This window comes from Acinetobacter sp. HR7 (genome assembly GCF_000773685.1).
GTDB lineage: Bacteria > Pseudomonadota > Gammaproteobacteria > Pseudomonadales > Moraxellaceae > Acinetobacter > Acinetobacter thermotolerans.
Window position 1 is genome coordinate 1 of record NZ_JPQO01000194.1, and the last position, 22,706, is coordinate 22,706.

Sequence of the window (22,706 nt, forward strand, 5' to 3'; positions counted from 1 at the left end):
CTCATTATTCCAGACACCCCCGATCAAAAGGTCGGGGGTGTTTTTTTTTGTGTGTGGATTTTATTTTGCACATTAAAACAATAACAGACAATCAGCAGGATCAGCGTATACTGGGTAGGTTCACGGAGCTGATATGTCCTTAAATTCATCTTCAAGCCATATTGAATATGGTTCATCTGCCTTTAAAGCGGTTTTATTTTCTTTATTTTTGGCTGGCTTTGCGATTTTCTCTTCATTGTACTGTGTCCAGCCGATGATGCCGATTTTGGCTCATTATTTTGATGTTTCTCCGACGCAAAGCAGTTTCCCGCTTTCATTTTCTACCGTCGCATTAGCTGTAGGCCTGATTTTTACAGGGCTAATTTCGGATCGTTTTGGCCGTAAACCGATTATGGTGTGGTCTTTATTCTCGGTTTCAGTATTGCTGTTACTGAGTGCTTTACTGCCGGTCTGGTCGGTATTTTTGGCGACTCGTGTCTTCATTGGTTTAACGGTGAGTGGGGTAGCGGCTGTCGCGATGACCTATATCGGGGAAGAAGTGGCAGCTAAAGATGTTGGCTTTGCCATGGGGCTGTATATTTCCGGGACGGCAATTGGCGGGATGAGTGGGCGCTTGATTGCAGGCACATTGGTGGATTTTATTTCCTGGCAATCCGCAACTTTGATTATTGGACTACTGAATCTGTGTATTGCCACGATCTTTTATTTTCTATTGCCTAAGTCCAGATATTTTCAGGCCTATCCGATTAAATTCAGCCGCTTTGTTAGAGCATTTCGACAGAATCTGAGTGATTCTAAGCTTCGAATCCTGTTCCTGCAAGGCTTTATTCTGATGGGCTGTTTTGTTTCAGTATTTAACTATCTCAGCTATCGATTGATTCAGGCACCTTTTGAACTCTCGCATTTCTGGATTGGTTTAATTTCGATTACTTACCTGTCCGGTATTTATAGTTCGCCACGTGCAGCAGCCTGGAGCCGAAAGTATGGACGATTTCAAGTTTTGGCCACTATGTTGGGTACGATGTTGTTGGGCCTGGCTCTGATGCTGATTAATAATTTGGTTGTGGTCTTTATTGGCTTGCTGATTTTTACTTTTTCTTTCTTTGCAGCTCATTCAACAGCGAGTAGTTGGGTATCGGTGCAATCCTTACAGTATCGGGCAGTCGGATCATCTCTATATTTATTCTGCTATTACCTCGGTTCAAGTTTCCTTGGTAGCTCGAGTGGCCTGGTCTGGGAAAATGCCGGATGGCTGGGTTTATCTTTATTTATTGGCTTGATCCTGATGGTTGGTATTGCATTAGCGCAACGTTTAAAGCCAACTACGGTAGAGTAAGCTCAGTTACCTCGGAAATATATTCCTGAATCAGGGCTTAAAACCATTATTGTATAAATTATAATCAAGCAAGCCGGGGCGAATTCATGCTAAAATGCTCGGCTTTCATCTTTGATCTATTTTCTGATCTTCCATCTGCCAGCCGAGAATTGCTAGCCATGTCTACTGCTTATACCGCTCAGACTGCGCCTAAAGCGTTGTTTGATTACGACAAATATTGGGCGTCATGTTTTGAACCTGCGCCTTTTTTGCCGATGTCACGCGAGGAAATGGACCAACTCGGTTGGGACAGTTGTGACTTCATTTTTGTCTGCGGTGACGCCTATATTGACCACCCGTCTTTCGTCAGCGGGATTATTGGGCGTGTGCTGGAAGCGCAGGGCTTCCGTGTCGGGATTATTGCCCAGCCGGACTGGACCAATGTCGATGCTTTCCGTGTTCTAGGCAAGCCAAATATTGCCTGGGGTGTGTCTGCCGGCAATATGGACTCGATGATCAACCGTTATACCGCGGACCGTAAAATCCGTTCGGATGATGCCTATTCTCCCGATAATGTACCGAACAAGCGTCCAGACCGTGCGGCAACTGTGTATTGCCAACGCTGCCGTGAAGCTTTTCCGGATGTGCCGGTACTGTTAGGTGGGATCGAAGGTTCATTGCGTCGTATCGCGCATTATGACTACTGGTCCGATAAAGTCCGTCGTTCGATTTTGATGGATTCCAAAGCTGATATTCTGATGTACGGGAATGGTGAGCGCTCGATCATTGAAATCATGCACCGCCTGGCCAAAGGTGAAAAGATTCATCAGATTACTGATGTGCGCGGTACAGCGTTCATCATCAATAAGAATAACCGTGCTGCGAAAGCCAAGTTCGTGGAAATCGCATCGAATGATGTGGATACCATTGGCCGTGTCGATCCGATCATCAATCCCTATGTGATGACTGAAGATATTGACGGCTGTGAAATTGAAAAAGGTAAGGATCAGGTCAGCCAGTATCAGGGCTTCCAAAAAGAAGTCGTGACAAATCCGATTGTCCGAGAAGGGGATAATCTGGAACCGGATACTCAAATCGTGCAGTTACAGCCTGCATCTAAAGCCATTAAACACAAACTGCCACCACGTGAACTGGCAGTAATTCGTTTACCTTCATTTGAAGAAGTGGCGAATGATCCAGTGTTGTATGCCCATGCCAACCGTATTCTGCATCTGGAAACTAACCCGGGGAATGCACGTGCGCTAGTACAGAAACATGGTGAACGTGATGTCTGGATTAACCCGCCACCGATTCCATTGACCACAGAAGAGATGGACTACGTATTTGACCTGCCGTATGCACGTCTGCCACATCCATCTTATGGTGATGCACGCTTCCCAGCCTTTGAGATGATCAAGTTCTCGGTGAACATCATGCGTGGCTGTTTCGGTGGTTGTACTTTCTGTTCAATTACCGAACATGAAGGCCGTATTATCCAGAACCGTTCGGAAGAATCGATCCTGCGTGAAGTGGAAAAGATTCGTGACACAGCGCCCGGCTTTACCGGCATCATTTCTGACCTCGGTGGTCCAACAGCAAACATGTACCGTTTGCACTGTAAAGACCCTGAAATTGAGAAGAACTGCCGTAAGCCGTCTTGTGTCTATCCGGGCGTGTGCCAGAATCTGCATACCGACCATGCACCATTGACCCAGTTGTACCGTAAGGCACGTGCGATCAAGGGCATCAAGAAGATTCTGATTGGTTCCGGCCTGCGTTATGACCTAGCTGTGCTGAATCCTGAATATGTCAAAGAGCTGGTCACCCATCACGTCGGTGGTTATCTGAAGATTGCGCCAGAGCATACCGAAAAAGGTCCATTATCGAAGATGATGAAACCGGGCATCGGTACCTATGACCGCTTTAAGCAGATGTTTGACCGTTTCAGTAAGGAAGCCGGCAAGGAACAGTATCTGATTCCTTACTTCATCGCGGCGCACCCGGGCACAACTGATTATGACATGATGAACCTGGCGATCTGGCTGAAAAAGAACGGTTTCCGTGCCGATCAGGTACAGACCTTCTATCCATCACCGATGGCAACCGCAACCACCATGTACTACACCGGTAAAAATCCGCTAGCCAAAGTGGCGCGTGATACCGAAGATGTGGACATCGTCAAAGGTGAAAAACGTCGCCGATTACATAAAGCTTTCCTGCGTTATCATGATCCAAACAACTGGCCTTTACTGCGTGAAGCATTGAAAGAAATGGGCCGAGCTGACTTGATTGGTAATTCAAAACATCACTTGATTCCGAGCTATCAACCGCAAGGGGTGGAAGGACATTATCAGTCTGCGCGCAAGAAAAACTCGACAGTGGCGGGTGATTCAGCCAAACGTACCGGAGCCAAGGGAAATCGGGCACAAGCACCGAATAACCGTCCGCAAAAAGGCCAGATTTTGACCCAGCATACGGGCTTGCCACCTCGTGAAACAGGCGATGCGAAAAAGCCATTTGGTGGGAATAAATCCAGAGACAAGGCCAAAACAAAAAGTCGTGCCTAATTCACTTAAAAAAGACACTTCGGTGTCTTTTTTATTGTGTATTGAATTATTTGTTAAGAAAAAATTAAAACTTAATTAAATAATAATTTAAATTCTAGATTTTGTTAGAAAAAATTCCTTTAAAAATTGCACTTTATCGGAATCGCCAGACAAATAACAATAAATCCTATTGCTTAACTTTGAATAGCTGTTTTAGAGTGGGAGCTATGTAAGGAACACATTACATTTCCAATACTCCAATTCTTCCCATCCAGTTGGAATGTAATACGCTCTTATAAGTTTTGATACCGGATGTTGCAGTATCTGAGCAAATTGGTTGTACCGTGATTTTCTTCCGAAAATCGTATTTATACTGACAACAATAAAACAAGAACGATTATAAGAAATGCAGAAAGGACGAACGCATGGCCACTTATATTATGATTGGCAGTTTTCTGCTCTTCTGTGCCGTATTGATGGCATGGAAACGCGTAGAAAACAGCAATAAGCAGCAAGACAGCGCACTGAAGCAGCGTGCCATTTTTAACCTGAATGAACAGATGACCTATACACGTCTAAAGGAAATTCTCCCAGAACATACCATCCTGGCACATGTCTCCTATGATGCGCTGCTAACGACCAAATTTTTCCGTACCCGGAATAAGTACCGTAATCTGGTGGCTGATTTTGTTGTGCTGGATCAGAACCATCAGGTGGTTGCTATCGTGGCCGTAGATGATCCGGTGGTCTTAAGACGCCCGCAACAGTCACAGTATCAGGATGCACTGTTGAGCATGGCGGGCTATAAGGTGTTTCGTTATGAAGATATTCCGGAATATTACGAGCTGCGTCGTGATTTTCTAAATGAAGATGAGGAGGAGAGTACGGTGGCTTCCAGCACACGAATACTCCCAAAGCAGTACCCACTGTATTCCCGTCTGGCCCAGCCTAAGGCCAAAGCAGTGGGATAAGATTTAAAATAGGCGGGAACAAAAAAGCATGCAGGTTGCATGCTTTTTTTATGGGCAAAATTTTCGCTTATTCCGGTTTCACTGCCACCACGGTCAATTCCACCAGTACCCTTGGATCATATAACTTGGCTTCAACGCAAGTGCGTGACAGGGCTTCTATATCGGCTACCCAGACATCCCAGACTTCATTAAACGCGGCATAGTCACGTTCAATGTCTTTCAGGTAAATGGTTACCGACATGATATGGCTTTTATCAGTACCGGCATCTGCCAGGAACTGGTCAATGATGTCCAGGGTTTGCTGGGTTTGGCCCTTAATGTCCAGATCTAGATCCGTAGCAAGCTGGCCGGCTAGGTGCACTAGATTGCCCGAGATGGCGATTTCAGAAAAACGGCTGGAAACATGCAAACGTTGAACAGTCATGGTTTTAATCCTGAGTTTTAGGCATCAGCGCCGCGACTAAAGTGGTCAGCAGACAGCCGATAGCAAGATAGATCGCAACATAATGCCATGAACCGTTGCCCCAAATCACCAGTGAAGCGGCAATCATTGGAGTAAAACCACCACCGATGATGCTCGCAACCTGATAACCAACACCAGCACCGCTATAACGGTATTCGGTACCGAACAAGGAAGTGAAAATCGGCTGATGCACGCTCACCACCATGTCATGCGCAACGTTGGCCAGCAGAATCGCCCCAATAATAATCATCCAGGTATTTTGTGCATCCAGTGCCATAAAGAACGGGAAGGCAGACAGTGCACCAATCAAACCACCCCAGACGCACATGGTCTTGTGATTGATCTTGTCCGATACCCAGGCAAAGAAGGGAATGCTGAAACAGCTAATCGCACCCACCATCAAGGTAATGTTCAGGAAGAACTGCTTGTCCATGCCCAGATTATTGGTTGAATAGTTCAGGGCAAAGTTGGTCACCAGATACATGGTCAGCAATTCAGTCAGACGCAGGGCAATGATGTAGAAAAATGCCTTCGGATGTGCAGTAATTGCTTGCAGGATCGGCAGTTTTTTTGGCTTGTCTTTGGCTTTCGCGACTTTTTCCAGGAATTCCTGAGATTCATCCTGACCGCGACGAATCCACATGGCGATGCCGATCAGGATAATGCTGGCAATAAACGGAAGACGCCAAGCCCATTCGGCAAAGGCCTGTTCACCTAAGGTGGCAATAATCAGAGACACTGCACCGGTCGCTAAGACCAGACCGACACCATAGCCGACCTGAACACCACTACTGTAGAAGGCTTTTTTGCCTTTCGGGGCATTTTCTACCGCCATCAGGGCAGCACCACCCCATTCACCACCAACCGCAAAGCCTTGCAGGGCACGTAAAGTTACTAATAGGACAGGTGCCCACCAGCCAATCGCAGCAAAATTCGGTAACAGGCCAATCCCGACAGTGGAGATGCCCATCATTAGCACCGTGAGCACCAGCATTTTTTTACGGCCGAGCTTGTCACCAAAGTGACCAAACACGATGCCACCGAGCGGACGGAACAGGAAGCCGACTCCAAAGGTCGCGAGCGCCGCCAAGGTGCCCATATTGTTGCCAATGCTCGGGAAAAACTGGTCTTTAAAAATCAGTGCAGCCACGATGCCGTAGAGAAGGAAGTCATACCAGTCAACGACTGCACCAATGAAACTGGATAGTGCAGCTTTACGCGCGCGTTGTTCTTGAATAAGAGAAAGAGATGTAGGGTTTGCAGAAGACATGCAGGATAGGATTCCATGGGAGATTACAGAGTGCCCTGCAATATTCGGATTGATCGTCACGCCAATCACAGGACAGCATGCTGAAAGTAAAGGTGATTTTCAGCATCTCAGCACATACATGGATAATGCATTGCGCGGATAGATTACTCCAAAAAATTAAAATGTAAAAATAAAGTTGTTGTCTTTTTAGACTAATGGCCTATTTCTTAGGCAGAGGGGATTTAAAGCAGAGAAAGCTGGGTTTCCTGCTGACGTGGTGATAGCTGATACACGCCCACACCAATCAAGCGGAACTGTAGTGTAGGATCAAGATGCATATCCTGCAGCAGAAAGTGCAGAGCTTGCTGCATTTCCTGCGGATCTTTAAAGATGGAACGGAAGCTGCGACTATGCTGAATGATCTGGAAATTTTTTAGTCGGAGTTTCACGCTGATCCCGCGGGCAGAAAGCTGTTTCTTCTCCATACTGTTCCAGACCTGCTGAATCAGCGGCTCCCAATAAGGGCTGCATTGCGGTAAATATAAGTCATCGCCAAAGGTGGTTTCCTTGGAAATCTGCTGGCGTTCGCGTTCCGCTTCTACCGGCCGTTCATCAATGCCCTGGGCATAGAGAAACAGGCGTTTGCCATATTTACCAAAATGCTGGATCAGTATCGCCTCATCGACTTGTTGCAGATCACCTAAGGTTTCCAGATTCAGGCTTTTCAGTTTTTCCTGGGTGACTTTGCCCACACCGGGAATTTTCTTGAGCGGTAAATCTTGAATAAAGGCCTGTACCTGCGACGGCTTGATCACACAGATGCCATTGGGTTTATGCCAGTCCGAGGCGATTTTGGCGAGAAATTTATTCGGGGCGACACCGGCGGAAGCGGTCAAACCTGTGGTCTGGAAAATTTCCTCCCGGATGCGCATGGCAACTTCGGTGGCACTCGGAATCTGCTGCAGATTTTCCGTGACATCCAGATAAGCTTCATCCAGAGACAGCGGCTCAATAATCGGGGTATATCTGCGGAAAATTTCGTGAATCTGTGCTGAAACAGCACGGTACTTCTGGAAGTCGGGTTCAATCACGATCAGCTGGGAACATCGCTTGCGGGCCTGGCTCATCGGCATGGCAGAATGTACGCCAAATTCCCGTGCCGGATAGGAAGCAGCCGCGACCACGGCCCGTGGATGATGGGAAGCGATCACCACGGGCAAATGTTTCAGTTCCGGACGTTCACGCAGTTCTACCGAGGCGTAGAACGCGTCCATATCAATATGGATAATTTTGCGCATATGACATCTTAAAAGGCTTTTAGAAAGTTTGGAAGATGCTGATTTCAAAAGACTATAAGATTAAAAAACCATGAACAGTGCTATTTAGGCCGGCTATGGATCTGTTTTTTGAATTCATTCTGATTGCAAAATTAATTGGCTGCCTTTTGTGCAGGTGCCGCCTCAATCCCATTCTGTTGCAGGAATTTCAGCCAGTCGTTTTCTGAACCATAGAACACATTCAAATCTACAGGAACCGGAATGCCATTAATCTGGCCCTGGCTGGTATGCTGCCAGAAATGCCATTTCGGATTGCCTTTCAGTTCTGGCAAGCCTTTGTATTCGCGGATCCATAGCGGGACATCAGAAAACTGTCCAGCCAGCACAATATTGTAAAAAGCCTTGGAGGTATAGAACATCGGCTGCTTGCCATAGTGCTGCTTAAGCAGATCATGCATCACCTGAATTTCTTTGAGCAGCTGTTCCTTAGTATAGGTATTGATGCAGTTGCTGTCATATTCCAGGTCAATCACTGGAGGCAGGGCATCGGCCTTGTTCGGTACGGTTTTGATAAAGTTTTCTGCCTGGACTTTGCCATCACGACAGAGGCGATAGAAATGATAAGCACCGACCAGAAAACCCTGTTCCCGTGCTTTGAGCCAGTTGTCCTGAAACTTGGTGTCCTTGAAATCTCCGCCTTCGGTAGATTTCAGATAGACAAAGCGGTATTTGTCTTTGGGAATCTTTTTCCAATTAATCTCTTTCTGGTGATGGGAGACATCAAAACCGTGAATGTCATATTCCGAAGCATTGGCAGGCAGGGGCTTCAGCAACAGCCACCACGCTATGCAGACAGCAGCGAGCAGCAGTATGGCACTCATCAGTGCTGCCCAAAGTGGTGGATAATGCTTGGCAGTTTTCTTCATAACGGATCTTAAATTCTGACTTTGTCTAGCTTATACCGATTTGCCCGGAACTTTAATGGCCGATGCTCACACCGGCGTATTCTTTGGAATATGCCAGAAAATATAGGCAGCAATGATATTGATACAACCGAGACAGATCAGTGACAGATGAAAGGCATTATTCAGCTGCTCTGGACCAAAATAGGCACTAAACATATTCACTAAAGTTCCTGCCAATGCCACGCCAATACTCATGGACAGCATCATGATCATCGACAGAAAGCTGTTACCACTGCTGGCATCCTGCTGACTCAGGTCTTTTAAGGTCAAGGTGTTCATGGAAACAAACTGTAGTGAATTCAGAATGCCAAAGGCAAAGAAATGCATCGCTCGTAGCCAGATCGGGGTATCCGCTGTGGTTAAAGCAAAACTGGCAATACACATACCCACCAGCAAGGTATTTACCAATAATACCTGACGATAGCCAAAACGCTGAATGATCTTGCGGATAATCGGTTTGGAAGCCAATGAACCGAGCACGGTTGGAATCATCAGCAGGCCGGTAATAAAAGGTTCGAAACCAAAAGCGACCTGCAACATCAATGGCAACAGAAAGGGAATCGAGTTACCACCGAGACGGGCAAAGAAATTACCTAAAATACCAATAGCATAAATCCGGTTTTTAAACAGCTTGCTACGGAACAGGGCATTGCTATGCGTATGCGAATGATAGGCGTAAATTAGTGAGGTCACTAAACCGACTGCAACTAAGGTCAGGCTCCACCAGAGGGGATAGAGGGGATTGGCAAAGTTTTCGATGCCGAGACAGAGCCCGACCATCGCTACGACTAGCAGCGCAAAACCACTATAGTCAAAGCGCGCGACATTCGGCTCCGTGACATTCGGCATCGCTTTAAAGGTAATTAAGCCCCCCAATAGACCAATCGGCAGATTAATCAGAAATACCCATTGCCATGACAGGTATTCCACCATCCAGCCACCAAGGGTTGGACCAATCAGCGGGCCGATCAGTCCGGCCAGACTCATCAGGCTCATCGCGGACAGAAACTGGGTACGCGGAATAATCTTGAGCATCGCCAGACGACCAACCGGCAGCAGCAATGCTCCACCTATGCCTTGCAAGACCCGGAACATCAGTAAAGCATTTAAATCCTGAGCAATGGCACAGCCCAGTGATCCCAACACAAACACGATAATGGCAGTGAAATAGGTGTTACGCACGCCAAAGCGATCGGCCAGCCAGCCACTCAAGGGAATACAAGCGGCAACGGACAGCACATAGGCCACTACCACACTATGCATGCGCAGCGGATCTTCATTCAGGCTACGAGCAATCGCGGGCAGGGCAGTATTGATAATGGTGGTGTCCAGCCCCTGCATAAAGAAGCCGATCGATACCAGTAAGACCAGCAGTCGAAATTCAGGTTGCAGCGCTTGATGGGTGGGCGTGGCATTCATGTGTGAGTGATAAAATTATTAAGTATTTGAATGTGGGCTAAGTTTAAAGCAATTCATCGGATTGGTTGTAATAAATCGGTTGCAAAAATCGGGGATTTTTACTGCAAAATGTAGCAGTCTAATCTACAACGATATCAGCAGGCTAAGGCTACTTATATCCGCAAGAAATATTAAATGAATATCGATGAAAGGAGCAGACATCACTGACGACTACAAAACATCTGTTATGTTTGTCATGAAACTGCAATAAAACCGTCATAATCTTGAGAAAATTTTTCCACTATGGCCCTGAGGTCATGGTCCTCGAAAAGGTTTGGTTTTATGTCCATCGAAATATTGATGGTAATTGGCTTCTGTCTGGCAGCCTATTCTATCGTGGGTAATGACGTTCCACAGACGCTGGGAACCTTTATTTCATCCAATTCGCACCGTCCGTGGTGGGTGTTGTGGATTTATATCAGTACCATTCTGGTAGTGGTGTTGACCTATGGCTGGATCAGTTCTGGCGTTGGCGACGCCTCCTATGGCCGTCTGGAAACCATTCCTTTCCCTGCAGAAGGGATTACCTGGCTGTATGTGGTTCCGCCAGTCCTGCTGCTGATTCTGACCCGTTACGGGATTCCGGTGAGTACTACCTTCCTGGTGCTGACGATTTTCTCCCCAACCAGTCTAGGTTCCATGATGGTCAAATCCATGATGGGCTACGCCGTGGCTTTTGTGGTAGCGATTGTGGTCTACCGTTTTGTCATGAAAGGTATGGCGGAATACTTTGCCAAGACCCGCAATCATCCTCCATCTCATTTCTGGATCGGCTTACAGTGGCTATCTACCGGCTTCCTGTGGAGCCAGTGGCTGATTCAGGATTTGGCCAATATTTTTGTGTATGTACCGCGTCAGGTACCGCTGGAATTCCTGATCTTTGCCATTGCAGTATTTGTGACGCTCATCGGGGTGGTGCTATACCAGCGCGGGGGCGCAATTCAGAAGATTATCGATACCAAAACTGGCGTGACCGATATCCGTTCGGCAACCGTGATCGACTTTATGTATGGCGCGATCCTGCTGGTCTTCAAGGAATGGAGCAATATTCCGATGAGTACCACCTGGGTCTTCCTGGGTCTATTGGCCGGCCGTGAATTTGCCATGTCACTGTTCCTGTCCGAGGTGAACAAATATCGCACTTCACGCAATGTCAGCAAAGATGCGATGAAACTGATGTTTGGTCTGGCAATGTCGGTGATTCTGGCAACAACCTTACCCGCAGCGTATGAGTTCATTACTAACTTTGGCAAATAAAATTGAACAATAAAAAAGCGAGCCCAGTGCTCGCTTTTTTGTTTGTAAATCAGGTTTAAATGGCAAACTGTTTTGGACTGCCGAGATTTTTCAGGGCATTGAAAATATGTACCGAATGCTCGCAGACAATCAGCTTGGCGCGGTGTTGGGGGGGCAGGAAGCCTTCATTCACGGCATGATCCAGCTGGGCAATTAGCGGGTCATAAAAATTATTCACGTTATAGAGCATCATTGGTTTCTGGTGCTGATTGAGCTGGCCCCAGGTCGCAATTTCCAGAATTTCTTCAAAAGTCCCCAGACCACCAGGCAGGGCGACAAAGGCGCAGGCACGCTCCGCCATCAACGCTTTACGTTCATGCATGGACTGCACAATATGCAGTTCGGTCAACTTGCTATGTGCAATCTCATAATCCAGCATAAATTCCGGAATCACACCTACTGCTTCGCCGCCATGCTCGATCATGGTGTCAGCAACTTGGCCCATCAGGCCAATACTGGCACCGCCGTAGACCAGGCCGAAGCCGTTTTCGGCCAGACTCTGGGACAGCTGAACGGCTTTTTCTTGGTAAATCGGGTTATTGCCGGCACGTGAACCGCAGTACAGCGCTACCAGCGGGCGGGTGGTTTTGGGAGTTTTATTTTTAGTATGTTCAGTCATTCTTACTACACTTTGCATCTTTTCTTCACCTTATCATTTTTTTATTTGCTTGCTACAACATATATTAAAAATATGACAAAACCATGCATCTTCCTTGCCAATCTGCACGTCAAGAGTCAGGAAGCTTCAACCAAAGCATGAAAACTGATGAATTTCATTTTTAAATTGCTATACTGAAAATCTGTCTTACTACAATAGAATTCACATGGGTAGTCGAAGTTGGCGCTTTAACCAAATAAAACGTCACATTATCAAGTCTTTAACTCAAAGCGGAAATCATTCCACCTGCATCGCTCAACAGCATGTCTTTCCACTGATGTTCAGGGGAGCATGTGATGATTTTTGAGTGGATGTCCGATCCTTCAGCCTGGGTAGGCCTACTGACCTTAATTGTTCTGGAAATCGTACTGGGCATCGATAACCTGGTGTTTATTGCCATTCTTGCAGAAAAACTGCCGCCAGAACAGCGCAATACGGCACGTATCGTCGGCTTGAGTTTAGCCTTGGTGATGCGTCTGATCTTGCTAGCTTCGATTGCTTGGGTCGTGACGCTGACTGAACCGTTCTTCTATATCTTTGATCATCCATTCTCTGGACGGGACCTGATCCTGCTCTTTGGTGGGGTGTTTCTGCTGTTTAAAGGCACCATGGAATTGCACGAACGTCTGGAAGCCAAACCAGTCGTAAAAGATGAAAATCCTGTGCATGCCGTGTTCTGGATGGTCATTGTTCAGATCGTGGTGCTGGACGCGATCTTCTCACTGGACAGTGTGATTACCGCAGTGGGCATGGTTAAAGACCTGTCAGTAATGATGACTGCAGTGATTATCGCTGTGGGGATCATGCTGTGGGCATCCAAAGCCCTGATGGAATTCGTCAATCGTCATCCGACGGTGGTGATTCTGTGTCTGGGCTTCCTGATGATGATTGGTTTCTCTCTGGTGGTGGAAGGCTTTGGTTTCCATATTCCGAAAGGCTACTTATACGCAGCAATCGGTTTCTCGGTGATTGTCGAGTTCATTAACCAGACCATGCGTCGTAACCAGGAAAAAATGGTCACGACAACAGATCTGCGTTACCGTACGGCTTCTGCCGTGATGCGTATGCTCGGTGGCAAGCCGGCGCAGGACAATGACTCGCCAGAACCAGAAGATGTATTGGCCACCCGTGCCTTTGCCGATGAAGTCTTTGATGATGATGAAAGTGGTGTCTATCACAGTGTGATGGTACAGGGCGTACTCGGTCTGTCTGAACGTCCAGTGAAATCGGTGATGACCCCGCGTCCTGAACTGGAATGGATCGATCTGGATGAAGATCCGGAGATTATCCGTTCTAAGTTGCTGCATATGAGCCATTCGCGTTTGATCGTAGCCCGTGGTGAGTTGGACAATATTGCCGGTATCGTGCTGACCCATAAAGTCCTGAATGAATACATCGAAACCGGTGTAATGGATTTCGAAAAGCACTTACGTGAGCCAGTGATTGTGCATGAAAATGCGCAGGTGCTGATGGTGATGGATCAGTTGCGTCAGGCGCCGTTGCAAATGGCAATTGTCCTGAACGAATATGGCTCGATTGAAGGCATCGCGACCCCGATTGATGTACTGGAAGCCATTGCCGGTGAATTCCCAGATGAAGATGAAATGGACACTGCGGCTGAAAGCCTGGATGACGGCAGCCTGTTGTTGGAAGGTTCAACCGACATTCGTCATGTATCCCTGCTGATCGGTCGTGACCTGGTAGATGAATCAGAAGAATATTCAACCCTGTCCGGTTATATCCTATTCCACTTGGGACGCTTGCCGGAAAATGGTCAGAAGTTTGAAGCGGATGACCACATTTTTGAAGTGGTGACGATGGATGGTCATAAGATCGAGAAGGTTCATATTATTCCGCTGAAGCAAAAGGATTAAGCTCAGGCTTAAACCAAGTTTGCTAGAATAGCCCGCATTGTCGGGCTATTTTTTTGATTTTATTTTTGGAACTCACCATGTCAGAAGCATGTCCATGTGGACTGGGAAATTATGAGACCTGTTGTCAGCCACTGCATCAGGGTAAGCGGATTGCGCAAACGGCTGAACAGCTGATGCGTTCGCGTTACAGCGCCTTTGCCAAGCAGGAAATTAACTATATTCAAAAGACCACAGCATTGGGGCAGCAGGATTTTCTGGATATGCCTGCGATTGCAGACTGGAGTAAATCAAATCAGTGGCTAAAACTGGAGATCGTGCAGGCCAATGAAAAGCTGGACAAAACTCATGCGTTGGTCGAATTCAAGGCTCATTTCCATGATGGTAAACAGGCCCAGATACATCATGAAGTTTCACATTTTGTCAAAGTGAAGGATGTCTGGTATTTCCTGGATCCAACCACAGATCAAAAGCTTACGATGAAACAGCCCTGTATTTGTGGTTCCGGGAAAAAATTTAAGCAATGTTGTGCGCAATTTTTATAACTTTCACATAGATTTGCCTTAGAATAGCACGCAACTTAAAGCCTCAGGTGGAAGCAGGGCGATGTTGTTGACCGTGATTTATATTATTGCCATTACCGCAGAAGCAATGACGGGTGCCTTGTCCGCCGGCCGCCGGAGTATGGACTGGTTTGGGGTCATCATTATTGCCTGTGTCACGGCACTTGGTGGCGGTTCGGTACGTGATGTCTTGCTGGGCCACTATCCACTGACTTGGGTCAAACATCCTGAATATCTGGTTTTAACCTGCTGTGCCGCTTTTGTGACTATCCTGATTGCCAAGTGGATGAAGCACTTACGCAATATTTTCCTGGTGCTGGATGCCTTGGGCCTGATTGGCTTTACCATCATTGGCTGTCAGATCGCCCTGGAAATGGGGCAGGGCTTTGTGGTCAGCGCCGTAGCTGGCGTATTGACCGGAGTATCTGGCGGTATTTTACGTGACATTTTATGTAATGATGTGCCGCTGGTGTTCCGCCGTGAACTGTATGCCAGTATTTCCTTTGTCGCGGTGATTTTTTACTGGATTTGTAGCAATGTCGGCCTATCCCTGGAGCTGACCATCATTTCCACCCTCATCTTCGGTTTTACCCTACGTCTGATTGCGATTTATTTTGGTCTAGAAATGCCAAAATTTATCTACAAGGATGACGATGAACAGTCCGCATCGTCCAAAGATGAATCATGAGCATGATTTTCAGATAAGCGAGGCAAAATAGCCTCGCTTCTGCATTCAATCGTAGTATAACAAGAGTACTGATACGCCTGCTTTTTTCGCAGCTTCTCCCGTACCATCTATCAGAGATTTAATTATGGACCTCGTTTCCCGGATTCAGCGCTTGCCGATTGGCAAATTCCATTACATGTTGCTGGTCGTGATTGGTTTCGGCTGGATGTTCGATGCCATGGACACTGGATTGATTTCATTTATTCTGGCCAAAATGGCAGAAGACTGGCAGATGACGCCAGACCAGAAAGGCTGGGTCGTGTCGATCGGCTTTATCGGCATGGCGATTGGCGCGATCTGTTCAGGTGGATTAGCAGACCGTTTTGGCCGTAAAACGGTGTTTGCAGTAACACTGGTAGTGTACAGTCTGGCAACCGCAGCCTGTGCTTTTGCGCCGGATCTGACCTGGTTGCTGGTCTGTCGCTTTATTGTCGGTCTGGGACTGGGTGGACAGTTGCCTGTCGCGGTGACATTGGTGAGTGAATATATTCCGGCACGGGTACGTGGTCGTTTTATTGTTTTATTGGAAAGTTTCTGGGGACTGGGTTGGCTTTGTGCAGCTTTAATTTCCTATTTTGTGATTCCGAAATTTGACTGGCATACTGCCTTTTTAGTCGGTGGTATTCCAGCACTCTATGCCATCGTGATCTGGAAAATGGTGCCAGAATCGATTCCATTCCTGATTAACCGTGGCCGGCATGTAGAAGCACAGGCTTTGGTAAAAAAAATTGAAGCCAAGTGTGGTGTAGAAGTTCTGGAAATTTTTGAAGTCAAACCAGTAGCCGAGAACAAAACTATTTCCTTTAGCCAGCTCTGGTCAGGTGTATTTGCCCGTCGTACCTTGATGCTGTGGCTGATCTGGTTCGGCATTATCTTCTCTTACTATGGCATCTTCACTTGGCTGCCAAGCCTGCTGGTTAAAGAAGGCTATACCATCGTACAGTCCTTTGAATATGTGCTGATCATGATTCTGGCACAGCTGCCGGGCTATCTGGTAGCAGCATGGCTGGTAGAAAAACTGGGCCGTAAAGCAACCTTGGCTGGTTTCATCGGCATGTGTGCAATCTCGGCTTACTTCTTTGGTCAGTCCGGTAGTGTCATTGAAATCGTGATCTGGGGTTGCTTGATGTCCTTCTTTAATCTGGGGGCTTGGGGTGTTCTTTATACTTATACCCCGGAACAGTACCCAACCAATATCCGTGCCTTTGGTTCAGGCTGGGCTGGGGCGATCGGCCGTATGGGCGGGATTGTGGCACCTTTTGCTGTGACTCACTTGATGGTGCTGCCTGCAGGTTTTAGCTATGTCTTTACCATGTTTACTGCCGTTTTGATTGCAGTCGCTGTGGTGGTTCTGGTTCTGGGTGAGGAAACCAAAGGTAAAACCCTTGAGTCAATGAGCTTGTAGAATTGGTGAATTTTTAGTTGATTAGGGCGGATAAAGTGGATATTTTTACGCCATAAGACACGATTTGTCGCACTGTGTCATCTAGTGCCCTTGTGCCGCTTAGCAGTGCGACTTAGCATAAGAAACATTGATACAAAAAATGAATTTTTTAGGATTATAGGTTGTTATGACAAGCCTTGCGCATCATGCGACAGAAAACCGTTCCGTAGCAGAATTTACCGAACAGGCCTACCTCAATTACGCCATGTACGTGATCATGGACCGTGCACTGCCACATATCAGTGATGGTCTGAAACCGGTACAGCGCCGTATTGTTTACGCCATGAGTGAACTGGGACTGAAATGGACCAGCAAGCCGAAAAAGTCTGCACGTACTGTAGGTGATGTGCTGGGTAAATACCATCCGCATGGTGACTCAGCCTGTTATGAAGCCATGGTATTGATGGCACAGCCATTCAGTTACCGCTATCCATTTATTGAAGGGCAGGGTAACTGGGGTTCACCGGATGATCCGAAGTCCTTCGCTGCGATGCGTTATACCGAAGCCAAGCTATCCCAGTACAGTGAATTGTTGTTGTCTGAACTTGGTCAAGGCACTTGTGACTGGCAGGACAACTTTGACGGTTCCTTGAAAGAGCCAATAAATCTGCCAGCGCGTGTACCGAATATTTTGTTGAATGGTACCACCGGTATCGCTGTTGGTATGGCAACTGATATTCCACCGCATAACCTGCGTGAAGTGGTTAAAGGTACGATTGCCCTGATCCGTAACCCGAACCTGACCGACAGCAAAGTTGCGGAATATATTCCTGGTCCGGACCTGCCAACCAAAGCTGAAATCATTACCTCACCAGCTGAATTGCTGAAAATGCAAAGTATGGGTCGTGGTAGCTATCGTATGCGCGCCGTGTATACGGTTGAGAAAAATGAGATTGTAATCACTGAGCTGCCATATCAGGTGTCTGGTTCCAAGATCATTTCCCAAATTGCCGACCAGATGCAGGCCAAGAAACTGCCGCTGGTAACTGATGTGCGTGATGAATCGGATCATGAAAATCCAACCCGTCTGGTGATTGTGCTACGTTCGAATCGTATTGATGCCGAATCGGTAATGAGTCACCTGTTCGCCACCACTGATCTGGAATCCAGTTACCGGGTCAATATGAACATGATCGGTGCGGATGGTCGTCCACAGGTGAAATCGATTCGCCGTATTCTGCTGGAATGGATTGAAATCCGGAAAGAGACTGTCACTCGCCGTCTTAAATTCCATCTGAACAAGATTGAAAAACGTCTGCATATTCTGGCGGGGCTGATCATTGCCTACCTGAATATTGATGAAGTCATTCAGATCATCCGTGAGGAAGATCATCCCAAACCGGTACTGATGGAACGTTTTGGGATTGATGAAATTCAGGCTGAAGCCATTTTAGAACTCAAGTTACGTCATTTGGCCAAACTTGAAGAAATGGAAATGCGCCGAGAGCAGGAAGAACTGGAAGCCAAAGCCGCGGAAATCCGTGACCAGTTAGCGAATCCAGAGTCACTCAAAACCCTGATCATCAATGAACTGAAAGATGATGCCAAGAAATTTGGCGATGACCGACGTTCACCAATTGTGGAGCGTGCCGAAGCAGCTGCAATTGATGAAACAGAAATGCTGCCAGCAGATCCTGTGACTGTAGTCTTGTCCGAAGCCGGCTGGATTCGCTGTGCCAAAGGTCATGAGGTTGATGCGGAGCATCTGAATTACCGTGCGGGGGATCAGTACCTGAGTCATGCTCAAGGTAAATCCAATCAACGTGTCTATGTGCTGGATGAAACTGGCCGTAGCTATGCGCTAGCGATTAACAGCCTGCCATCTGCGCGTGGTTTGGGTGAACCGCTCAGTTCAAAACTTTCTCCAGCCAGCGGTGTTGGCTTCAAGCAGGTGCTGGTGGCTGAAGATGACGCCGAAATTCTGGCAGTCAGCAATAAAGGTTATGGTTTCAAGACCCAGGCCAAACACTTGGATACCAATGCTAAAGCCGGTAAGGCCTTCCTGACTGTGCCAGAAGGCGCACAGCCAATGAATCTGGAGCCACTTGAAAATAAAACCCATGTGGCGCTGCTCAGCTCTGCAGGTCGTCTGTTAATTGTTGATTTAGCTGAATTACCTGTGTTGAATAAGGGCAAGGGAAATAAGTTGATACAACTTGAAGATAAAGATCAGATTTTGTCCATGACAACGCTGAACTTAGATGAAATAATTCAAGTGCTTGCAGGAAATCAACAAATAAAATTAAAAGGAGACGACCTGCAGAAATACATGGGGAAACGTGGTTCAAAAGGACAGCTTTTACCACGCGGATATCAAAAAGCAAATAAACTGTTGATTCAGAGATAAGACTAGCATCCATCCATCGAAATACGTTATATATGAACAACGATTCGACAGGATGGATGCAGTATTGCGCATCAACAAGCTTAATAATTCAGCGCAATATTGAAAAAAAACAGTTGAGATTCTAAGGATTATGATTGGAGAGAATGGCATTATGGAAAAGATTTGGTACGCTGAATATCAAAAAACAGGGATTCCACAAACGATAGAATTGCCACCAGAAAATACTTCATTAATTGATATTTTTGAGCGTAACTTCCAGAAGTTCGGCTCACGTGATGCCTTTATCTTCATGGATAAAGTCATGACCTTTAATGAACTGGAAGAAGCAAGCCGCAAGTTTGCAACCTATTTGCAAAGCCTGGACCTGCCAAAAGGCACACGTGTTGCTGTAATGATGCCAAACGTACTGCAATATCCAGTCGTGGCATTGGGTGTATTCCGTGCCGGTCTGGTTCTGGTGAATGTGAACCCGCTGTATACTTCACGTGAACTTGAGCATCAATTAAATGACTCTGGTGCAGAAGTGCTGGTGATCATTGAAAATTTTGCTACAGTTTACCAAGCAATTATTGGCAAAACTCCTGTGAAGCACGTGGTTGTCGCTTCTGTAGGTGATATGCTTGGTGCGCTGAAAGGTACTTTGGTGAACTTTGTACTGCGTTCAGTACGTAAGCAAATTCCAGCATGGGATATTCCAGGCCACATCAAGTTTAATGCTGCGCTCAACAAAGTTAATCCAAATAACTACAAACGTCCTGAGCTGACTTTAAGTGACACTGCTGTATTGCAATATACCGGCGGTACTACAGGTGTATCTAAAGGCGCTGAGCTGACCCATCGCAACCTAGTCGCAAATATGCTGCAGTGTGATGGCATCTTCCAGAGCAAGTTCGGTGCGCAAGATGGTCAGCCAGATGACCGTATTTTCTGTGCGCTGCCGCTGTACCACATCTTTGCCTTCATGGTGTGTGCGCTTTACGGTATGTACAAAGGTCAGGCTAACGTTTTGATTCCAAATCCACGTGACCTGCCTGCAGTAATCAAAGAATTACGTAAATATCAGCCTACATTCTTCCCAGCAGTAAACACATTGTTTAATGCATTGGTAAACAATGAAGAATTCAAGCAGCTAGACCACAGCCGCCTGAAAATGGCAATGGGTGGTGGTATGGCAGTGCTACCGTCTACAGCTGAAACCTGGAAGAAAGTGACAGGTACGACCATTATTGAAGGTTATGGTCTGTCAGAAACTTCACCGGTTGCAACTGCGAATCCGCCTGCATCTGAAGAGTTCAGCGGTACCATCGGTATTCCACTTCCTTCTACTGAAGTGGCGATTCTGGATGATGATGGTAATGAAGTGCCACTAGGCGAGCAGGGTGAAATCTCAATCCGTGGTCCTCAAGTCATGAAAGGTTACTGGAACCGTCCGGATGAAACTGACAAAGTGATGGTGAACGGTTTCTTCCGTACCGGTGATATCGGCATCATGAATGAACGCGGCTATGTGAAAATCGTAGACCGTAAGAAAGACATGATTCTGGTCTCTGGCTTTAACGTTTATCCATCTGAAATCGAAGAAGTGGTTGCGAAACATCCAAAAGTGCTAGAAGTGGCTGCGATTGGTGTACCAGATGAGAAATCAGGTGAAGTGCCTAAACTGTTCGTGGTGAAAAAAGATCCATCTTTAACAACTGAAGAAGTTTTAGCATTCGCCAAAGAAAATCTGACAGGTTATAAACGCCCACGTTATGTGGAGTTTATGGACGAGTTGCCAAAATCAAACGTGGGTAAAATCCTGCGTAAAGATCTACGCAAATCCGCTTAAGCTGTTAAAGAGAAAGCGCCGTAAGGCGCTTTTTTTATCGATGATTTTTCTGATAGAACATCAAGACGCAGTCGGTTTGTTTTTTTCCATCCACCAGCGGTCAAAGTAGCGACGACCCACACCAACAATTCCCATAAAAATAAACATGGAAATAAACTGGCGGTTAAACCCGGAGCGATAAAACTCGCCATAACTCAGGTAATTATCAATCAGGCAATACACCAGCAGAATGGTCAGCCAATGCCACAGGGCATAGCGTTTAATTCCCACAGCATAAAAAGCGATCCATAAGATGATGAAGCTGCACAGTGGTGACCAGATATTTATATTGGCACTAATAACACTGAGCAGAAATGCCACAATCGGCAGGACAATTTTCAGGACGCGATCCACTTGCAGTTGCATCTGACGCTGGCGTTCCAGTACGTCAAGCATTTCCTTTTGATCGGGATTGACCATCGTGAATCCTATACAGTTGCTAAAAACACCCTATTTAACAAAATTTATTCACGAAATGCCATGCTATGATAGCGATAAAATTTTCATGAGAAGAATCAGATGCAAAGCATTAGTGGGATTATCTATCTCATTTTAGCGGCATGTCTGCTGCCTTATGTGTTTACCATGATTGCCAAAAAAGCTGGGGGCTTCAAAGCCAAAGATAATCAGAATCCACGGGATTTTCTGGCTCAAACGACCGGTGTAGCCAAGCGTGCTAATGCGGTACAGCAGAACAGTTTTGAAAGTCTGCCTTTATTTATTGCCGCGATCCTGATGGCGGAATATCTGGTGATGCCACAAAGCCTGATCATGACTTTCGGGATTGGCTATTTGGTATTTCGAGTGCTATATGGCATTTGCTACCTAGCAAATTGGGCGACACTACGTTCAATCATGTGGCTGCTTTCAATACTTTGTCCAATCACCTTGCTCTTGCTGATTATCAAAATTATTTAAGCCCAAAGATCGAGAGATAGCCTGATTTACAGTTCAATATTTTTAAATCAAAAAAAATCTGCAAAAACCGTTATAATTGTCGGGGTTTTTAAAGATATAACTTGTTAAAGAGTGATGCTATGAGCTACAGCAATATCCCAGCGGGTAAAGACGCACCAAATGACATCTATGTAATCGTCGAAATTCCTGCAAATGCAGCGCCAATCAAATACGAAATCGACAAAGATTCTGATGCATTATTTGTAGACCGTTTCATGGGTACAGCAATGTTCTACCCAGCAAACTACGGTTATGTACCAAATACACTTTCTCTAGATGGTGACCCTCTAGATGTATTGGTAGTAACTCCACACCCAGTTGAGCCAGGCTCTGTAATTCGTTGCCGTCCTGTAGGTAAACTGAACATGGAAGATGACGGTGGTGTTGATGCGAAACTGGTTGCAGTTCCACACGAAAAATTAACTCCGCTGTACAAAGATGTTCAAGAGTATACCGATCTTCCTGCACTGCTGATCAGCCAAATCGAACACTTCTTCCAACACTACAAAGACTTAGAACCAGGCAAATGGGTTAAGTTAAGTGGTTGGGAAGGTGCTGATGTTGCGAAACAAGAAGTACTAAGCTCAATTGAAGCTTACAAAGCAGCAAACAAATAATGGCTGTGTGATGAAGGTCTGAGTTTTAAGACCTGAATAAAAAACCTGCACATTGTGCAGGTTTTTTATTGGCTTTAATATTCGGGAAATTAGAATAACCTGAGTTCGATGAAAT

Annotated in this window: 19 protein-coding genes; 12 read left to right on the top strand and 7 right to left on the bottom strand. The window is 46.3% G+C overall.

The annotated features are described in order from the left end of the window. Positions 1-133: 133 nt before the first annotated feature. From GW12_RS11685 to GW12_RS11695, 3 genes are all read left to right on the top strand, one after another. Positions 134-1,336, top strand: coding sequence for an MFS transporter (locus GW12_RS11685; protein ID WP_052127919.1), 1,203 nt, complete (start codon positions 134-136; stop codon positions 1,334-1,336). Positions 1,337-1,494: 158 nt separating this feature from the next. Beyond that, positions 1,495-3,882: a YgiQ family radical SAM protein gene (locus GW12_RS11690; RefSeq protein ID WP_034587709.1), complete on the top strand. Its 2,388-nt coding sequence runs from the start codon at positions 1,495-1,497 to the stop codon at positions 3,880-3,882. Between the two features lie 404 nt (positions 3,883-4,286). Next, positions 4,287-4,832, top strand: coding sequence for a DUF2726 domain-containing protein (locus GW12_RS11695; RefSeq protein ID WP_034587679.1), 546 nt, complete (start codon positions 4,287-4,289; stop codon positions 4,830-4,832). 67 nt (positions 4,833-4,899) lie between these two features. Here the strand turns inward: GW12_RS11695 and GW12_RS11700 are convergent, their stop codons facing one another. The 5 genes from GW12_RS11700 to mdtD all read right to left on the bottom strand — a co-directional run bounded on the left by GW12_RS11700 (position 4,900) and on the right by mdtD (position 10,205). Next, positions 4,900-5,256 carry a RidA family protein gene (locus tag GW12_RS11700; RefSeq protein WP_034587680.1) on the bottom strand — a complete coding sequence of 119 codons (357 nt, stop codon included), beginning with the start codon at positions 5,254-5,256 and terminating at the stop codon, positions 4,900-4,902. Between the two features lie 4 nt (positions 5,257-5,260). Beyond that, a complete protein-coding gene (gene shiA / locus GW12_RS11705) occupies positions 5,261-6,565 on the bottom strand; it encodes a shikimate transporter (protein ID WP_034587681.1) in 1,305 nt (434 codons plus the stop codon). Between the two features lie 221 nt (positions 6,566-6,786). Beyond that, entirely contained in the window at positions 6,787-7,842 is a 1,056-nt protein-coding gene (gene dinB / locus GW12_RS11710; protein WP_034587683.1) for a DNA polymerase IV, read from the bottom strand. A 131-nt stretch (positions 7,843-7,973) separates the two neighbouring features. Next, positions 7,974-8,747 (bottom strand): GH25 family lysozyme, encoded by a 774-nt coding sequence (locus GW12_RS11715; protein WP_034587684.1) that lies wholly within the window; start codon positions 8,745-8,747, stop codon positions 7,974-7,976. A 66-nt stretch (positions 8,748-8,813) separates the two neighbouring features. Continuing rightward, positions 8,814-10,205, bottom strand: coding sequence for a multidrug transporter subunit MdtD (gene mdtD, locus GW12_RS11720; protein WP_034587686.1), 1,392 nt, complete (start codon positions 10,203-10,205; stop codon positions 8,814-8,816). Between the two features lie 321 nt (positions 10,206-10,526). On the opposite strand from mdtD, the gene GW12_RS11725 reads away from it, so the two are divergent. Continuing rightward, on the top strand, positions 10,527-11,501 hold the full coding sequence (locus GW12_RS11725; RefSeq protein ID WP_034587688.1) for a hypothetical protein: 975 nt from the start codon (positions 10,527-10,529) through the stop codon (positions 11,499-11,501). A gap of 55 nt (positions 11,502-11,556) precedes the next feature. Here GW12_RS11725 and GW12_RS11730 read toward each other — a convergent pair whose 3' ends face one another. Beyond that, positions 11,557-12,177, bottom strand: coding sequence for a TIGR00730 family Rossman fold protein (locus tag GW12_RS11730; protein WP_034587690.1), 621 nt, complete (start codon positions 12,175-12,177; stop codon positions 11,557-11,559). 317 nt (positions 12,178-12,494) lie between these two features. Between GW12_RS11730 and GW12_RS11735 the strand changes: the two genes are divergently transcribed. The 6 genes from GW12_RS11735 to GW12_RS11760 all read left to right on the top strand — a co-directional run bounded on the left by GW12_RS11735 (position 12,495) and on the right by GW12_RS11760 (position 20,978). Further along, on the top strand, positions 12,495-14,072 hold the full coding sequence (locus GW12_RS11735) for a TerC family protein (protein ID WP_034587692.1): 1,578 nt from the start codon (positions 12,495-12,497) through the stop codon (positions 14,070-14,072). A 77-nt stretch (positions 14,073-14,149) separates the two neighbouring features. Further along, positions 14,150-14,614, top strand: a complete 465-nt coding sequence (locus tag GW12_RS11740; protein WP_034587694.1) for a YchJ family protein — start codon at positions 14,150-14,152, stop codon at positions 14,612-14,614. A 61-nt stretch (positions 14,615-14,675) separates the two neighbouring features. Then, a complete protein-coding gene (locus GW12_RS11745; protein ID WP_034587696.1) occupies positions 14,676-15,320 on the top strand; it encodes a trimeric intracellular cation channel family protein in 645 nt (214 codons plus the stop codon). A 124-nt stretch (positions 15,321-15,444) separates the two neighbouring features. Beyond that, complete coding sequence (locus tag GW12_RS11750; protein WP_034587698.1) at positions 15,445-16,764, top strand: MFS transporter; 1,320 nt, start codon at positions 15,445-15,447, stop codon at positions 16,762-16,764. A 166-nt stretch (positions 16,765-16,930) separates the two neighbouring features. After that, a complete protein-coding gene (parC, locus tag GW12_RS11755) occupies positions 16,931-19,150 on the top strand; it encodes a DNA topoisomerase IV subunit A (protein WP_034587700.1) in 2,220 nt (739 codons plus the stop codon). A gap of 151 nt (positions 19,151-19,301) precedes the next feature. Then, positions 19,302-20,978 (top strand): AMP-binding protein, encoded by a 1,677-nt coding sequence (locus GW12_RS11760; RefSeq protein ID WP_034587702.1) that lies wholly within the window; start codon positions 19,302-19,304, stop codon positions 20,976-20,978. Positions 20,979-21,038: 60 nt separating this feature from the next. Here the strand turns inward: GW12_RS11760 and GW12_RS11765 are convergent, their stop codons facing one another. Next, complete coding sequence (locus tag GW12_RS11765; protein WP_034587704.1) at positions 21,039-21,437, bottom strand: hypothetical protein; 399 nt, start codon at positions 21,435-21,437, stop codon at positions 21,039-21,041. A gap of 99 nt (positions 21,438-21,536) precedes the next feature. Here GW12_RS11765 and GW12_RS11770 point away from each other — a divergent pair, with 99 nt between their 5' ends. Next, positions 21,537-21,935, top strand: a complete 399-nt coding sequence (locus GW12_RS11770) for an MAPEG family protein (protein ID WP_034587705.1) — start codon at positions 21,537-21,539, stop codon at positions 21,933-21,935. 119 nt (positions 21,936-22,054) lie between these two features. After that, entirely contained in the window at positions 22,055-22,591 is a 537-nt protein-coding gene (gene ppa / locus GW12_RS11775) for an inorganic diphosphatase (RefSeq protein WP_034587706.1), read from the top strand. Positions 22,592-22,706: the final 115 nt, after the last annotated feature.

Coding starts and splice junctions, on each gene's coding strand:
- ppa (WP_034587706.1), top strand. CDS start 22,055: ATGAGCTACAGCAATATCCCAGCGGGTAAAGACGCACCAAATGACATC.
- mdtD (WP_034587686.1), bottom strand. CDS start 10,205: ATGAATGCCACGCCCACCCATCAAGCGCTGCAACCTGAATTTCGACTG.
- parC (WP_034587700.1), top strand. CDS start 16,931: ATGACAAGCCTTGCGCATCATGCGACAGAAAACCGTTCCGTAGCAGAA.
- GW12_RS11760 (WP_034587702.1), top strand. CDS start 19,302: ATGGAAAAGATTTGGTACGCTGAATATCAAAAAACAGGGATTCCACAA.
- GW12_RS11730 (WP_034587690.1), bottom strand. CDS start 12,177: ATGCAAAGTGTAGTAAGAATGACTGAACATACTAAAAATAAAACTCCC.
- GW12_RS11750 (WP_034587698.1), top strand. CDS start 15,445: ATGGACCTCGTTTCCCGGATTCAGCGCTTGCCGATTGGCAAATTCCAT.
- dinB (WP_034587683.1), bottom strand. CDS start 7,842: ATGCGCAAAATTATCCATATTGATATGGACGCGTTCTACGCCTCGGTA.
- GW12_RS11700 (WP_034587680.1), bottom strand. CDS start 5,256: ATGACTGTTCAACGTTTGCATGTTTCCAGCCGTTTTTCTGAAATCGCC.
- GW12_RS11725 (WP_034587688.1), top strand. CDS start 10,527: ATGTCCATCGAAATATTGATGGTAATTGGCTTCTGTCTGGCAGCCTAT.
- GW12_RS11685 (WP_052127919.1), top strand. CDS start 134: ATGTCCTTAAATTCATCTTCAAGCCATATTGAATATGGTTCATCTGCC.
- GW12_RS11690 (WP_034587709.1), top strand. CDS start 1,495: ATGTCTACTGCTTATACCGCTCAGACTGCGCCTAAAGCGTTGTTTGAT.
- GW12_RS11770 (WP_034587705.1), top strand. CDS start 21,537: ATGCAAAGCATTAGTGGGATTATCTATCTCATTTTAGCGGCATGTCTG.
- GW12_RS11695 (WP_034587679.1), top strand. CDS start 4,287: ATGGCCACTTATATTATGATTGGCAGTTTTCTGCTCTTCTGTGCCGTA.
- GW12_RS11715 (WP_034587684.1), bottom strand. CDS start 8,747: ATGAAGAAAACTGCCAAGCATTATCCACCACTTTGGGCAGCACTGATG.
- GW12_RS11745 (WP_034587696.1), top strand. CDS start 14,676: ATGTTGTTGACCGTGATTTATATTATTGCCATTACCGCAGAAGCAATG.
- shiA (WP_034587681.1), bottom strand. CDS start 6,565: ATGTCTTCTGCAAACCCTACATCTCTTTCTCTTATTCAAGAACAACGC.
- GW12_RS11735 (WP_034587692.1), top strand. CDS start 12,495: ATGATTTTTGAGTGGATGTCCGATCCTTCAGCCTGGGTAGGCCTACTG.
- GW12_RS11765 (WP_034587704.1), bottom strand. CDS start 21,437: ATGGTCAATCCCGATCAAAAGGAAATGCTTGACGTACTGGAACGCCAG.
- GW12_RS11740 (WP_034587694.1), top strand. CDS start 14,150: ATGTCAGAAGCATGTCCATGTGGACTGGGAAATTATGAGACCTGTTGT.